Source organism: Clostridium sp. KLE 1755 (genome assembly GCF_000466465.2).
Lineage (GTDB): Bacteria > Bacillota > Clostridia > Lachnospirales > Lachnospiraceae > Eisenbergiella > Eisenbergiella porci.
This window is the reverse complement of sequence record NZ_KE992684.1, coordinates 1-15,203: the sequence shown is the minus strand read 5'-3', so window position 1 is coordinate 15,203 and position 15,203 is coordinate 1. Positions and strand designations below refer to the sequence as shown.

The 15,203-nt window shown below is 49.0% G+C and carries 12 protein-coding genes; 8 read left to right on the top strand and 4 right to left on the bottom strand.

The genetic code is table 11. The annotated features are described in order from the left end of the window. Nucleotides 1-11: 11 nt before the first annotated feature. From HMPREF1548_RS08395 to HMPREF1548_RS08365, 7 genes are all read left to right on the top strand, one after another. Entirely contained in the window at nt 12-848 is an 837-nt protein-coding gene (locus HMPREF1548_RS08395; protein ID WP_021635545.1) for a carbohydrate ABC transporter permease, read from the top strand. Between the two features lie 27 nt (nt 849-875). Next, a complete protein-coding gene (locus HMPREF1548_RS08390; RefSeq protein WP_021635544.1) occupies nt 876-2,231 on the top strand; it encodes an ABC transporter substrate-binding protein in 1,356 nt (451 codons plus the stop codon). 66 nt (nt 2,232-2,297) lie between these two features. Beyond that, a complete protein-coding gene (locus tag HMPREF1548_RS08385; protein WP_021635543.1) occupies nt 2,298-3,374 on the top strand; it encodes an alcohol dehydrogenase catalytic domain-containing protein in 1,077 nt (358 codons plus the stop codon). A 248-nt stretch (nt 3,375-3,622) separates the two neighbouring features. After that, entirely contained in the window at nt 3,623-4,348 is a 726-nt protein-coding gene (locus tag HMPREF1548_RS08380; protein WP_021635541.1) for a DUF554 domain-containing protein, read from the top strand. Between the two features lie 42 nt (nt 4,349-4,390). Beyond that, complete coding sequence (locus tag HMPREF1548_RS08375; protein WP_021635540.1) at nt 4,391-4,966, top strand: hypothetical protein; 576 nt, start codon at nt 4,391-4,393, stop codon at nt 4,964-4,966. A gap of 292 nt (nt 4,967-5,258) precedes the next feature. Next, complete coding sequence (locus tag HMPREF1548_RS08370) at nt 5,259-6,182, top strand: phosphotransferase family protein (protein WP_021635538.1); 924 nt, start codon at nt 5,259-5,261, stop codon at nt 6,180-6,182. A gap of 762 nt (nt 6,183-6,944) precedes the next feature. After that, nucleotides 6,945-8,477, top strand: a complete 1,533-nt coding sequence (locus HMPREF1548_RS08365) for an ATP-binding cassette domain-containing protein (protein ID WP_021635534.1) — start codon at nt 6,945-6,947, stop codon at nt 8,475-8,477. A gap of 35 nt (nt 8,478-8,512) precedes the next feature. On the opposite strand, the gene HMPREF1548_RS08360 is transcribed toward HMPREF1548_RS08365, so the two are convergent. Both HMPREF1548_RS08360 and HMPREF1548_RS08355 read right to left on the bottom strand, forming a co-directional pair. Then, a complete protein-coding gene (locus HMPREF1548_RS08360; RefSeq protein WP_157065649.1) occupies nt 8,513-8,788 on the bottom strand; it encodes a hypothetical protein in 276 nt (91 codons plus the stop codon). Further along, nucleotides 8,710-10,197: a hypothetical protein gene (locus HMPREF1548_RS08355; RefSeq protein ID WP_051358347.1), complete on the bottom strand. Its 1,488-nt coding sequence runs from the start codon at nt 10,195-10,197 to the stop codon at nt 8,710-8,712. Before HMPREF1548_RS08355 ends, HMPREF1548_RS08360 begins: the two co-directional genes overlap by 79 nt. Nucleotides 10,198-10,396: 199 nt before the next feature. On the opposite strand from HMPREF1548_RS08355, the gene HMPREF1548_RS08350 reads away from it, so the two are divergent. Then, entirely contained in the window at nt 10,397-11,329 is a 933-nt protein-coding gene (locus HMPREF1548_RS08350) for a helix-turn-helix domain-containing protein (RefSeq protein ID WP_035321593.1), read from the top strand. Between the two features lie 58 nt (nt 11,330-11,387). Here the strand turns inward: HMPREF1548_RS08350 and HMPREF1548_RS08345 are convergent, their stop codons facing one another. Both HMPREF1548_RS08345 and HMPREF1548_RS29900 read right to left on the bottom strand, forming a co-directional pair. Next, nucleotides 11,388-13,376: an endonuclease MutS2 gene (locus tag HMPREF1548_RS08345; protein ID WP_276945334.1), complete on the bottom strand. Its 1,989-nt coding sequence runs from the start codon at nt 13,374-13,376 to the stop codon at nt 11,388-11,390. A 771-nt stretch (nt 13,377-14,147) separates the two neighbouring features. Then, nucleotides 14,148-15,203 (bottom strand): efflux RND transporter periplasmic adaptor subunit (locus tag HMPREF1548_RS29900; RefSeq protein ID WP_021635526.1); only part of this gene is annotated, 1,056 nt, incomplete at its 5' end.

The window sequence follows — 15,203 nt, the reverse complement described above, 5'->3', positions numbered from 1 at the left end:
GGAGGGGAATTATGAAAACGAAAAAAAGACTGATAAAAGCCGGCGGCATATTTATGAAATTACTGCTGTTGTTTATATTCGGCTGGCCATTTTTCTGGATGCTTTCCACTTCACTGCAGACGATTGATGAAGTAAACCGTGTTACTCCCACGTTTTTTCCCGCAGTCCTGCAGTTCCATAACTACCTGGACGCCTGGCATTCCGGGCCGGACGGAAGCATGTGGATTTACCTGAAAAACTCGTTGATTGTAGTTGTCAGCGTTATACTGCTGCAGATACTTGTGGTGGTGCCTGCATCCTATGCATTTGCAAAATATGAATTTAAGGGAAAGAAAATTATGTTTGGCAGCATTTTGATCGCCTTGATGATGCCCACACAGATCACATTTCTTCCCGTATATCTGATGATGTCAAAATGGGGACTGATTAATTCCCTACTTCCTCAGATACTGCCGTTTATCACAAATGCATTTGCCATCTTTTTACTCAGGCAATATTTTATGCAGGTAGAGGATGAACTGATAGAGGCTGCAAAACTGGACGGTGCATCGGAATGGAGGGTGATATTACAAATAATGATGCCAATGTCCAAGCCGGCAATCGCATCTATTGTTCTGTTCAGCTTTGTCGGACAGTGGAATGAATATTTCTGGCCGCTGGTTATGACAAATTCGGACATGTACAGAACGCTTCCCATCGCAATTGCCCAGCTGAAGGAAATGGAGGGTATGGCAAACTGGCAGATCGTAATGGCAGGAAATGCAATACTTGTCCTCCCTGTACTGCTTGTATACCTGTTTGCCTCAAAGCAAATCATGAAGTCCTTTGCATACTCAGGAATCAAATAAACCAAGAAAAGGGAAAGGGGTTTTTTTATGAAAAAGAAAATGTTAAGTATTTTAATTGGAGTATCTGTTCTCGCTGCCACATTGGCAGGCTGCGGGCAGAAGCCTGCATCAACGGAAAGCGCTCCAGCCGCTCCTGCGGCCGAGACACCCGCCGCATCTGCCGAGTCAACGCCTGCGGAGACTGCGCAGCAGACTTCCGGCGGCGGAAAAACGACTGTACAGTTCTGGCATTGTATGTCCGGAACCAATGGTGATTTAATCAATCAGATGGTATCTGATTTCAACAGTTCACAGGATGAGGTTGAGGTGGTCGCTACCTTCCAGGGAAGCTATGCAGAAGCGGCAGCCAAAGCGGAGCAGGCCATTTTTGCCGGAAATGCTCCTGACATTCTTCAGGTTGCCCAGGATAACGTGGGGAGACTTGCTGTAAACGGCGCATTTGCTGATCTCCTTCCATTTATGCAGAAGGACGGCTTTGATGATAAGGATTTTGTGGACGCTTTTGTAAACGATGCTTATTATGATGGCAAACTGGTGGTTGTGCCTTTTGGCCGTTCGGCCCAGATTCTCCACATCAACAAGACAGTACTGGATGAGATGGGTTGTGAAATTCCTACCACATGGGAAGAGCTGAAGGATGTTGCCAATAAATGTACCGTTATTGAAAATGGGGAAACCAAACGTTACGGCTTATCCGTTCCCTTTGATCAGTGGGAGTTCTTTGCCCTGATCCAGCAGGCGGGCGGCAAGTTTTTCAACGAGGATGCAACTGCCCTTGGATGTATCGATGATGGAACCGCTAAGGAAGCCTTCAGCTTCATGAAGGATTTACAGGATTCCGGCGCGCTGTATTACAACGATCCGGCCAATGACCAGGACAATCAGATGTTTACCTCAGGCATGGCGGCCATGACCATCAATTCCTCAGGCGCCATTACTTCAAGACGGGATACCATTGGTGATTCCTTTGAATATGTAGTAGCCCCTCTTGTAAAGGGCAAAATAGCTTCCATGCCTACCGGCGGAAACGGCTTCGGCATCCTGGCTGCCAGCAAGGAACAGGAAGCGGCCTGGAAATTCGTAAAATGGTTTATTGAGGATGAAAAGGGTGGTCTTGCCTTCGTAATCGGCTCCGGTTATCTTCCTTTTACCAAAACCATGGCACAGTCTGACGCTATTCAGCAGCTCTGGAAGGAAAGCGACAATTATAAAATTGCTTATGATGCGCTTGCAGATGGTGACGACAGCTATCGTATTGCCAACCTGACTCCCGTTATAGCAGAATTCAGAACCTGTATCCAGGCTATTATGCTTGATAATCAGGATATTGATGAATCCTTGAAAACCTTCAGTGATTCCGTAGACGTCATATTGAACGATTAATAATGACTGTAAACAAACGGAGCAGCTATGCTTAAAGGCTTTGTACAGTAAAAAGGAGAATAGACCATGTCTGATTTACCCAAAACAATGAAGGCCCTGGTCGCTTACGCTAAAGGCGACTACCGTCTGGAAACCGACTTTCCCGTTCCCGAATGCGGGGAGGATGATATTATTATTAAAACAGAAGCCTGTGGTATCTGTGCAGGGGATTTGAAATGCCAGCATGGTGCAGCCATGTTCTGGGGCGATGAAAAAGAAGCGCCCTGGGTAAAACCGCCGTTTATTCCCGGCCACGAATTTTTAGGACATATTGTAAAGCTGGGGGCAAACGTGAATAATTTCAGCCTCGGCGAACGTATTACAGCAGATCAGATCGTTCCCTGCGGGGAATGCCGTTTCTGCAGAAGCGGAAGGTACTGGATGTGCCAGCCCCACTCCATTTTCGGCTTCCAGGGAACCAACAACGGCGGTATGGCGGAATATGTAAGGTATCCGAAGACCTCCGTCATCTCCAGAGTTCCTGAGGCTCTGCCACTGGATAAGGCGCTGCTGATAGAGCCCTATGGCTGCTCCAAGCATGCCGTGGATCGGGCGCAGATAGGGAACGAAGATGTGGTTGTCATCTCCGGAGCCGGCACCCTGGGTCTGGGTATGATTACCTACGCCAGAATGAAAAATCCCGCCAGGCTGATTTCCCTGGATATGGCGGATAACCGCCTGGAAAAGGCGAAGGAATTCGGTGCGGATCTGACGCTCAATCCCGGCAAAGAGGATGTGGTGCAGAAGGTTCTGGATCTGACCGACGGATATGGCTGCGACATTTACATTGAAGCAACCGGCCATCCCTCCAGTGTTATCCAGGGACTGAAAATGATAAGAAAGCTGGGACGTTTTGTGGAATTCAGTGTTTTCGGTGAGCCCACTACTGCAGACTGGTCTATTATCGGAGACAGAAAGGAGCTGGATCTATTGGGCTCACATTTAAGCCCCTACTGCTATCCGTTTGTCATTGAGAACATCAGTAATGGAAACCTGAAAACGGACGGTGTTGTATCCAGCATGTTCCCGCTTGAGGAGTGGGAAACCGCATTTGAATACGCATCGGGAAAGCATGGGGATTTCAAAGTAGCAATAAAATTCTGACAGATTTTATCGGGCAGGTCGTTTCATACGGCCTGCTCTTTTTCTGCGGCATTCCGGTTCATTTTATTTCTATTTATATCTATTTATAATAGAAGAATTGCTTCCGGTATGATAAAGTATTTCTAGGGCAATTTTCAATACCGCTCCAGAACTAATCCGGCTGCACCGCAGCAGCTGACAGGGCGGGCGGTAAATGGATATGCTTCGCAAATGCCCTTACCGGCAAATATTTATTACAGGAGACAGACATGAGGGGTTTAGGTACAATTATCAATGTGGCGGCCGTCATATTAGGCGGCGGCCTTGGCATGCTTTTGAAGGGAGGGCTGAAGGAACGTTTTCAACAGATACTCATGCAGGCCCTTGGGGTATGCACCATTTTTATCGGCATATCAGGAGCGTTGAAGGGCATGCTCCGCGTGGAGAACGGCACACTGGAAACTACGGGCACCATGCTTCTCATCGCGTCCCTGGTGACAGGTTCTCTTCTCGGGGAATGGATTCAGATAGAAAAATGGATGGATCGTTTCGGCGAATGGCTTCGTGAAAAGGTGGGCGGAAAAAATGACAGCCAGTTTGTGGAAGGCTTTGTTTCCGCTTCCCTTGTCATCTGCGTAGGAGCCATGGCCATTGTGGGCGCTTTGGAGGATGGTATGCGGGGCGACTACTCCATGCTTGCCGCCAAGGCGGTTTTGGATGCGGTAATCGTAATGGTTTTTGCCTCTTCCTATGGAAAGGGCGCGGTATTTTCCGCACTTCCGGTGGGACTGTGGCAGGGCGGCATCACAATTTTTGCCGGGTTTCTGGAACCTGTCCTCACACCGCAAATTGTTTCCGATCTTTCCTTTACCGGAAATGTGCTGATTTTCTGTGTGGGCGTGAATCTTGCCTTCGGCAAAAAATTCCGCGTAGGAAACATGCTGCCGGCCTTGCTCTTTGCTGCAGTGTTTGATGCAGTTGCAGGTATATTTTAAATTTATTTGTATTTTTTGTAGAAATGGAGAAAATTATTAAAAATGAAAACATATCTTGTAGATTTTCTTAATAATTTAAAGAATTGCTGTCCGAAGAAAAAACATGGCATAGTTCTTCATAATATGATTTTCCCTCTGTGGCTGCTGTGGATTTTTCCCGTGACCTGGATCGTGGTGCTTCCGGCGAACCTGTTGATTGATCTGCTTGTCCTTTCACTGACCATGCGCTGCCTTAAGCTGGACGGCAGAAAGGAAATCGCCAAAAAGGCTGTTCTGAAAGTATGGGTTTCCGGGTTTGTTTCTGATTTTATCGGCACCGTAGTGATGATTTGTGCTGTACTCATAGATTCCTTCCTGGATTACCAGTCTCCGCTGGGGGCATGGTGGTACGAAAATATGACAAATGCCGTGGCGCTTGATCCTTTTGAAACTCTGCCCGCATTCCTGTGGACGGCGGCCTGTATCCTTATCAGCGGTATCTGCATTTATCAGTTGAACTTCAGGCTGGCGTTGAAGAAGGCTGTGCCGGATACGGCCATACGGAAGAAGCTTGCGCTTTCCCTTGCCGTATTTACCGCCCCTTATCTGTTTTTACTTCCCACAGCATGGTTTTTCTGATGACAGGCATCCGGGGTAATGTTTCCCCATTTTCAGCACAGCTGAACATTTAATGCGCCGGCCATAAGCAGAGAAAACAGAGCTGGAAGAATCCATTTCCAAAGACAATTCTGGGTGGATGATGACAGCAGCTGAGAAGGTAGTTAACAGATAGATCCAGGAAAATAATCGGATATTTTCGATATTTTTCTTCATTTTTTAATATTTTTGTTTATATTACTTTATATTTTTAAGTCAATTTTCATATGCAGTCCGGGCATATGCAGACGCATATACAGACAGGAGAATTCAAATGGAAGCTTATGTAAGTGCAGTAATCGAAGAACATTATCACACTCTGCCCCTCTCCGTCAGAGCCCTCGGCGGCGGGTTTTATGGAAGGGTCTTTCTGGCAGTGCTGCCTGAAGCTCCGTTTCGGGTGGTAATTAAGCTCTATCTTTATCCCGGGCTGGCCCTGCAGGAGGAAACGCAGCTGAATCTGCTGCACCGCACCGCACTTCTGCCCATGCCGAAGGTCTATTTTGTCCGTGTAAATGACAGCCTCATCCCCTATGACGCACTTGCCATGGAGTTCCTGGAGGGAATCAATGCGGGAGGTGAAATAAGGCTTTCCAAAGAGGATATGAAAAAACTGGGTGCCGTGATGATTGATAACCTTATCACCTGGCACAATACCTGCAATCCCGAAGGTTTTGGGAAGATCAATGCCCCCTCCCCTGAGAAGGACTGGTTGTCCTGTTACCGCAGGAAGGCCGGGGAGGATTTGAAAAAGGCAGAGATCCTTTACCGAAGCGGAAAGCTGGAAAAGGATGTATTTTCCCTGATGGACAGGGCCTATGAGAGGATAGATGACATTTTTTACCTTCCTGTCACAAAGGCATCCCTGATTCATGGGGATTACAATACCTGGAACCTGCTCCTCAGCGAGGATCTTTCCCGGGTGTCCGGGGTGATTGATCCCTTTAACTGCTGCTTTGCCGATGCCGAGATGGATCTGTACCAGCTGGACAATGCCAACGGCAGGGATTACGGGCTGCTGGAGCAATACAGTCAAAGAGTACGGCTCAGTGAAAACTTTGCATTAAAAAACTGCTTCTATGAATTATTCACAGAGCTGATGCATTATCACGATGCCCATGTGTATCCAATCGTTCCCAGGGTCGCAGAGGAAGCTGAGGCGCTCCGCATCCAGCTTGTCAGGTTTGGCATTATCTGAGGCCGCGCTTTGTCCAACTCTAAAATAACAGGCCTGAGCTGACAGCTGATCCGCATTCAGGCCTGTCATTTTAGGGCTGGACAAAGCGAAATGAACATGTTATATTGATGGGGAATCAGCGTTGCTGAGTTCAAAAAAGAGAAAAAGACAACGGCTGAAGAATAACCATCATCATTTAGCAGTGTTTTGAATTGACAGCCTGACATAACAGGCAGACAGGAGAAGAAATGCGGAAATAATCTGAATTTGGTATGGGAGTGTATTTTGAAATTGCTTTCTGCAGGATGAGCAGTACCATTCATGAGGTATTAGCCTGCTATCCATGAAGCGCAGCAAGCCTGGGGGATTAACCAGGGGGACCTGCCACGTAAAGCAGAGAGCCTGCTATCGCAGGCGGCGGACTGCAGGAATGAATTTTCAAACATACTCCAGGTAACTGGTTATAAAACCAGGTTAACAGTAAACAATAGTGAGACGCGGGATTACAGAGGTTTTAGACACGAACGCGCCTGCTTTCGTTTGTTGCCATTTTCGGATTTTCAGCATTTTCATAATAGATTTCAGCGCATAATCCAGGCCCTTTCCGTGTGTTCCGGAAGGCCGGGCGGTGTTTTTTTGTGGCACCGGCAGCGTTGTCCATTATGTAAATAACATTAAAATCCACATCCGGCGGCAGACGGAACGTGGATTTTTTTATATCCTTTCAGCAGGCGTATTTTCCCGGTAAATTTACATACTGCGTTGAAAAGGAGCTGATGCTGAATGCTGCAGATAAAGAATCTGACAATCACACACAAAAAGGACCTCCGTCCTCTTCTGGAGGATTTTAATTTTACACTGAACACGGGGGACAGGGCGGTAATTATCAGTGAGGAGGGCAACGGAAAATCCACCTTGCTGAAGCTGATTTATGATGCCTCACTTGTCTCTGACTATGTGGAATATACCGGCCAGATACTCACCCAGGGAACACTGCTTGGATATCTTCCCCAGGAATTTCCCGATGCCTGGAAAAAAGAAACCATATACAGCTATTGTGTCGGAACGCCTGCCTTTACTGATTTATCCCCGAAGGAGCTGGCAGCTATCGCTTCACAGCTTATGCTTCCCGCTGACTTTTTTTACTCTGACCAGCTTTGCGGAACGCTTTCCGGCGGAGAAAAGGTTAAGCTGCAGATTGCTGCGCTGCAGATGGGCAGTCCTGATATCTATCTTCTGGACGAGCCTTCAAACGATATTGATATTGAAACGCTGGAATGGCTGGAGCATTTCATCAACAGCTGCGGAAAACCGGTGCTTTTTGTCTCCCACGATGAGACTCTGATTGAAAATACCGCCAACGTTATCATACACCTGGAGCAGATCATGCGTAAGACCAAGCCACGCCATACCATTGTCAGAATGCCCTACCGGAAATACATCAGCAGCCGCGAAGCGGCATTTGAGCGCCAGGAGCAGCTGGCGCAGAATGAACGCCGGGAATACCATAAGCAAATGGAACGCTTCCGCCAGATCGAGCAGCGCGTGGAAGCAATGCAGAACGGAATCAGCCGCCAGGATCCCCATGGCGGCCGCCTGCTTAAGAAAAAAATGAAGGCTGTCAAATCCCAGGAGCATCGTTTTGAACGGGAAAAAGAGGATATGACGCAGGCTCCTGATATGGAAAAGGCGATTTTTGTAAAAATAACGCCGGAAACCAGGATACCTAACGGTAAAATTGTACTGGATTATACGCAGGAAACGCTGTCTGCGGGCGGCCGGGTTCTTGCCTCCCACATTTCACTCCGGATTGCAGGCCCCGAAAAAATATGTATTGTAGGAAGAAACGGCGCGGGAAAAACAACGCTTTTGAAACAGATAGCCTCCCTGCTTCTGTCCCGTCCGGATTTAAAAGCCGCCTATATGCCCCAGGATTATGAAGAGCTTTTAAATATGGATCAGAATCCCGTGGAATTTCTTTCCGATAAGGGCGATAAGGCGGAGCAGACCATGATCCGCACCTATCTGGGCAGCATGCGGTATACGGCAGATGAAATGTCCCATTGTATCCGGGAGCTTTCCGGCGGGCAGAAAGCAAAGCTTTTGTTCCTGAAAATGAGTCTGGACGGCTGCAATGTATTGATACTGGATGAACCTACACGGAATTTTTCCCCGCTTTCCGGTCCGGTAATCCGTCAGGTGCTCAAAAGCTTCGACGGCGCGATAATCAGTATTTCCCACGACCGGAAATATATTGGGGAAGTGGTGTCGGCAGTTTATGAACTGACCGAAAACGGGCTTTACAGAAGGGTATAAAGCCCGTATGCTTTCTGGATCGGCGGAGGGATATTTTACTCCCAATATCCTTCCGCGCGGACCGGTCCCAGCAGGCCGCTTCCTTCCACAGGCATGGTCACGGAGAAGAAATCGTGGTATTTGTGTACGAGCGTATTGGTGACATATACTGTCAGCCGGTTTTTGCCCTTCACGACTCCGGTGATGCTGCAGCTGTAGGGCGGCGCAATACGTACGGCCTTCTTTTCGCCGTTCAGCCATACCTCCAGCGTTTCATAGACAGCTCCGAAATCAATCGAAAGCATTTCCCCATCGCGATCCGGATCCCACATAAAATCCGCCTCATATCTGATTGTTCCCGCAAATTCCTCCATGCCTTCCGCTGCTGTGATATTGTACAGCCTGCCGGAAGCAGCGCCGGCAGATGCTCCTGCGGCTCTCCCAGATAAAGCACCGACGCTTCGCCGGGCGCAAGCCGCAGCATAATTTTTCCGTCGTTATCCCTCTGTACCGGCCCCAGACGGTTGTCAAACGCATCATACCAGCAGGCATTCTCCGTTCCCGGCGCATATCCCTTCAGGGTTATGACGCTTTCCACGGAAAGAAACGGCGCTTCATTAAAAAAGAAAATAAAATCCCCATTCTGGTGTTTATAATGGTAATATCTCAAATAAGGGGACGTATTTTCACAGAAAATATCCCGTTCCATCACCGCATCCAGATAAGCGAGCAGCCTGCTTTCCTCACCGCAGGCGCAGGAATAAAAGCTGCCGGAATCATCGGACATATGCGCTTCCTCCACCTTCACCAGATGGTTCCATTCTGCGGCAGACCCTTTTTTCAGGCATTCTCCAGCCATTTTGTCCTGTTTATCCGTCCGGGCCCCCTCGTTTTTCCATCCGTAAAACCGCTCCGCCTCTCTCCAGCCGCTTTCTACCGCTGTCGGCAGAGAACCGGCAAAAATAACAGGGAAGCCCTCCGAAGCCGCATCAAGAAGCCATTCTGCCAGTTCCTCCGGGATATATGCGCATTCCGGGATCACCAGCGTCTCAAATTCTTCCTTCCCCACCAACATTTTTCCGCTGCTGATTCTGCTGGTTTCCAGAAGGCCCAGGGGGATTACTTCATAATCCAGCTGGTTTTCCGCCAGCAGCCGGCCGGTCTCCTCAAAGGGTTGATAAGCTCCCAGCCACTCCATTTCCGCGGTGTAAAGCAGTGCGATGCCGGCCGAATGCCTTCCTCCGTTAAGCAGGTGGCTCATCCGGTTCATATATCTGCAAAGGCAGGAAAACCAGGGATACTGGGGATTATTTCCCCATGCGTAAAAATGCGGCGGGCAGTCCGGATCCGGGAAATCTCCGCCTGTAAATGCGTGTGGGACGAACCAGTTGATCCCTCTTACGAGCATGTGATCCGTCAGCCACTTCATCAGCTTCAGCCCTTCACTCCAGCCATAGGCGCCATAAACCTCGCACATGGTTCTTCCCTTTTTCTTCGGATCCAGATGGCCCAGAGAAGCCCCCATTTTTGCAAGGCCATAGTGAAAGAAGGTACCGTTATATGTCCCTTTTCCCCCGATATTGTAAAATTCATTCCTATCATAGCCGGGGCGGATCTGCTGCAGCACCACATCAATTCCGGACATATGCTGTCCCCACAGCGCTTTGAAAAAATGTCCGGTTCCCAGGCCAAGCCTGGCGTGAGTGCCGCAGTCCTCAATTACATGGCCGATATATTCCACATTATGAGCATCACACCATTCTCCAATCTGGTCGCAGAAATCCAGACACTGAATTCCGCCTAAGGCCTATATCCACGGAGCGGATATGATATACTAATGAAGAACATTATTATTTTCCGCAAAGCATTTCACCATGTCCATCCATGTCAAGATTTTTAACAGCCACGCTGTTATTCTGATAAATGAAGGAGAACAAAACATGCAATGGGACAAAATAGAGCTGGCCTCCAGGATGCAGAATTACATCCGTGAACACTGTATGGACGAAGATTTCAGCATGGATGCGCTGTATGCGTCCACCGGTTATTCCAAAAGGCACGCCTGCCGTATTTTCAAGGAGCTTCTTTATAAGACGCCGGAGGAATATGTACGGGCCGTACAGATGACGGCAAGCGCGGAATCTCTGATTAAAACGGATGCCAACATTCTTGACATCGCCCTGGATACGGACTATGAAAGCCATGAGGGATATACACGGGCCTTTGAAAAGCTGTTCGGCACCACGCCTTCGTGCTACCGCAACGGCCAGACTCCGATTCCGCTCTTTATCCAATATCCCATAAAGCATTATTACTCCTATCTGAGGCAAAAGGAGAAGAAACAAATGGAAAATGAAAACAATCTGAACAATGAGACCAAGGCGTCTCCCTCCCTCTGCACCGTTACGGTTATCAGCAAGCCCGCACGGAAGCTTCTTGTAATGTATGCGAAGAAAGCACATGATTATTTTTCGTTCTGTGAGGAGGTGGGCTGTGAGTGGGAGGGGCTTTTTAACAGCATTCCCAGCCGACTGGAGACGGCAGCCCTGATAACGCTTCCGCCGTCCCTGATACCGGAAGGCAGTACGGAAACCGCCGCAGGCGTGGAGCTGGATGCGGATGCGGTTGTCAAAATTCCTGAGGGCTGCAGCCTTATCGAGCTTCCTCCCTGTGATTATCTTTACTTCCAGTCTCCTCCCTATGAAAATGAAGAGGATTACTGTACCGCCATCGAGCTTGTCTTCCAGGCAAGCGAGACATATCAGCCGGAACGCTTTGGGTACCGCTATGCTCCAAAGCTGGCTCCCGCCTTTAACTTCGGCGCGGATACCAGGACGGGCGGATGTATCTCTCTTCCTGTGCAGAAGCTGTAAAAAGAAGGCAGGCTTCCCTTCCCTACGGAAGGTGAGGCCTGCTGTGAGATATATGGTACTATTTTCCGTCCTCTTCCTTTTCATATCTTATTTCCAGGCCGGGTACGAATTTCCGGTCCATCTGATGCCTGGCCTTCCGGTTTTCCACGGTATCAAAAATAATGGAGAAATCGTAATCCGCCGGGTACATTTCCGCCGCGGCTACCTTCAGCTGAAGCCTTTTGTAATTGATTCTCATTTTTTTCTTCTGGATCTGCACTCCCACATCGCCCTTATCATCCGCCGGCTCATACACGATTCCCAGCTTTCTCTGGGGATATACCATGACGCTGTCTCCCATGGAGAAACGTCCTTTTATCTCTTCAGCCTTTACTTTGCAGGAATTCTGCGCATCCTCCTTCGACCTGATCCGGGACTTCTGCGGTCTTTTTTTTGATTTATCCAGGCTGCCGCCCTCCATCGCCTGTGGTCCGGACGTTTCTATGAGGTCGGGCAGGGAGCGTTTGTTTTTTTCACCGCTTCCATAGGCGGCCTTCCAGGCTGTCTCCAGGGTTTCTTCTGCCATCCCCAGGCGCCTGGCGATATAAAAAGCACAGCTTTCTCCCGCTTCGCCCAGTTCCAGCCGGTACAGCGGCTTCAGGCTTTCTTTATCAAAGGCCATTCTGGCATTGATCACGCCCGCTGTTCGTTCGCCGTATTCTTTTACCTCCGGATAATGGGTGGTTACCAGGAACAGGCAGCCCCGTTTTCTCAGTTCTTCCAAAACCGCCACCGCAATTCCCATACCTTCCGCCGGATCAGTTCCGGATCCAAGCTCATCCAGCAGCACCAGGCTTTCCCTGTCGGCTTTCTGGAGGATGCGTATAATATTTTTAATATGGGCGGAGAAGGTGGAGAGATTTTCCGAAATGCTCTGCCCGTCCCCGATATCGCAAAAAATATCCGCATTCATAGCCAAATCCGCTTCCTCACAGGGTATATGAAGTCCGCAGCAGGCCATGACGGAGAGCAGTCCCACCGTTTTCAGTGCCACTGTTTTTCCTCCGGTATTGGGTCCTGTAATTATGACGCCCTGGGTCTTTCCCCCAAACTCCACATTCAATGGCACCGGGTTTTCGCTGGTAAGAAGAGGGTGCCTTCCGTTCACAATACGGATAACACGCCGGGTATTTAAAGAAGGCTGTCTGGCCTGCATATCCGCGCTCAGCTTACCCTTTGCAAAAATAAAATCCAGCTCCTCCATATATTCCAGATTTACGGAAACGGCATCCAGATTATCCCCTACCAGGGCCGACAGGGTATAGAGTATGATTTTTTCCTCGTTTTCCTCCGCCGTTTCAAGAAGGCCAAGCTCCTCGCGGAGCTTTGATACCGCGGTTGGCTCTATAAAAAAGGTGGCGCCTGTGGACGAAGCATCCACTACGGTTCCGGGGACCTGGCTTTTGTATTCTTTTTTTACAGGCAATGTGAACCTGCCGTTTCTCATGGAAACAAAGCTTTCCGAAAAATACTTCCGGCTGCTGCGGAGCATGGTGTCCAGCTTCGTCCTGATCTGCCCCTCCGCCTGTTCCTTTTTCTGACGTATGCTGCGCAGTGTCTTACTGGCATAATCATCCACACGGCCGCCCCGGATACAGCGTTCGATCTCTTCCTGAAGCGCGCTTAAGTCCTGGAAGCCGGCAGCAAATCCGGCCATACCGGGGGCAAGATCCCTGCATCGGCCCAGGTATCGGGTCAGCCGCAGGGAAAGTACGGCAAACTGCCTGACGCTCTCCAGCTGATCCGGGGTCAGCATCCTTCCCGCTTTTGCCTCCTGGGCGGCTTCCCTTACTCCTGCCGTATCCGAAAAGGGCGGGGTTCCCAGTGCATCCAGAACCTTCCTGGCCTCTGTCGTCTCCTGCAGGGCGGCCTCCGCCCTGGCCTGATCCAGGAAAGGCTCCATTTGTTCAAACCGCTGCGCGGCCTTTTCCGTCATTGCATTTTTTACCAGCATTTCCTTTATTCTGCGAAATTCCAGCATTTCATTCATATCGTTGTTTTCGTTCATAATATTGATTCTCCCCATTTTTCTTACAGTTCAGACGGCTGAACCGCCGCCTGTTTTTGTTTCTTTCAATTGTTTTTCAGATTTGTGGGAAGACAAGGTTGTATAGCGGCAGCTGTTTCATTCCTTCATATTCACCGGCGGCTCACTATACTTGAGAGACGCTAAACGGACGTAGTTCCTGAACCGGGACGTTTTTCTTTATTATCGCGGACGGCAAGTCATATGGGCGCGCCTTTCTGGCGGCTGCCAAAAGGACGGGATGTCCTGCAGCTACTGTGGGAAATCTGACTTTGCTGCAGTATTCTTATGACAATGCCTGCTTTACATTCTTTCAAATGCAAAATAATGCAAAAAAAGACATAACCCCGCAATCAGGATTATGCCTTCTATACTTTTAAAGTATGTGTCTACGCAACCTGTTCGGAACTCATCAGGGCAGACTCCCAGAGGGAACGACGCAAAAACCCCGTCTCTGCCTTAACACGCTATTCGCCTGTCTTCCTCACATTGGCTGCAATTAACATACATTTTCCTCTCTTTCTTTCTGTAACTGAAGCTTTACACATGTCCGAATGACACAGCTTCAGTCACTGCCCCTATAATAACAGGCGCCTTTGGCTTTGTCAAAGGGTTTCCCGTATTTTTTTCTGCATATTTTTTTAATCTTGTTTCCTGAAAATATTGCAAATCAGGCAAGGCAGTGCCATGATTATATTATATAGGTGCTGCTGATAGACGGTTGCCCTTCAAATTAACAGTAAAAAATAACCGCTATTCCTTCCTGCTGCCGTAACGTACCACCGCCCCCTCTTCAAGGGCTTTTGTCGTATCTACTATAATTTCCGTATCCGCATCTATTGTTCCTTCTTCAATGGAGGCAAATTTATTGTTCTTGTCCAGTACATTTACGTTAACGCGGCTTGCGGCAAGTTCTTCCCCCAAAATTCCCTGCTGTTTTCTGAGTACAAAAACATAAGAAATGCCGTTATCAGTATAAACCGCCTTTGCCGGAATAGTCAGGGGATAGCTTTGTGACTGGGAGGAAGCCGTCATGGTTCCGCTCTGTCCTACCGCGCCTTCGCCGGGGGGCAGGTAAACTATGGCGTCATAGCTGCCCGGCGTGCTTTCGCTTTCCGCCAGATAGGCAACCTGTCCTTCCACAGTTCTGCCGCTGTTACCCAGCTTCAGGGAAACCGTATCATTGATATCCACATACTTCTTCTCCTCCCTGGTGAGCGTAGTCCGGAATTTAAAGCTTTCATCCAGATCGGCCAGAACCACGGAAGCGCCGTCCGGCACTCTTTCGCCGGAGGATATTTTGATTTTGGTTACGATGCCGTTATCCTCGCTGAATACCTGTCCGTCTGCTTTTTGGAGCTGCACGTACTTCTGCAGGATTTCATTCCGGTAAGCAATCTCCATCTGGTTCATTTCCAGAGTCAGATCCGGATTCGCTGCAAGCGTTGAGTCCTCTACCTTCCGTTTTGCCTCAAGCATGGCGTCCAGCTTATCCCAAACGCTGTTTTCCTGATTCTGCTTTGCACTGTCTACGGAATCCTCCAGGCTTTTCTTTGTACTCTCCCAGTTTTCCCATGCAGAATCTTCGTTTGCATAGTCCGGCTTGGTCTTTGTATCCACATTTCCCTTCGCCAGCTCCTCTTCTATGCTTTTAACTCTTCTTTCCGCGCTTTCTCTCCTGGCTTCAGCCGCCTTCAGCGCTTCCTCCAGCCGCTCCCGTTCAGGATCTGCCGCAGGGCCGGAACCGCCGCCGGTGTTGTCTTCCCCGCCATCTGGTGTCCCGCCATTATCCGATGCTTCACCGCTGTC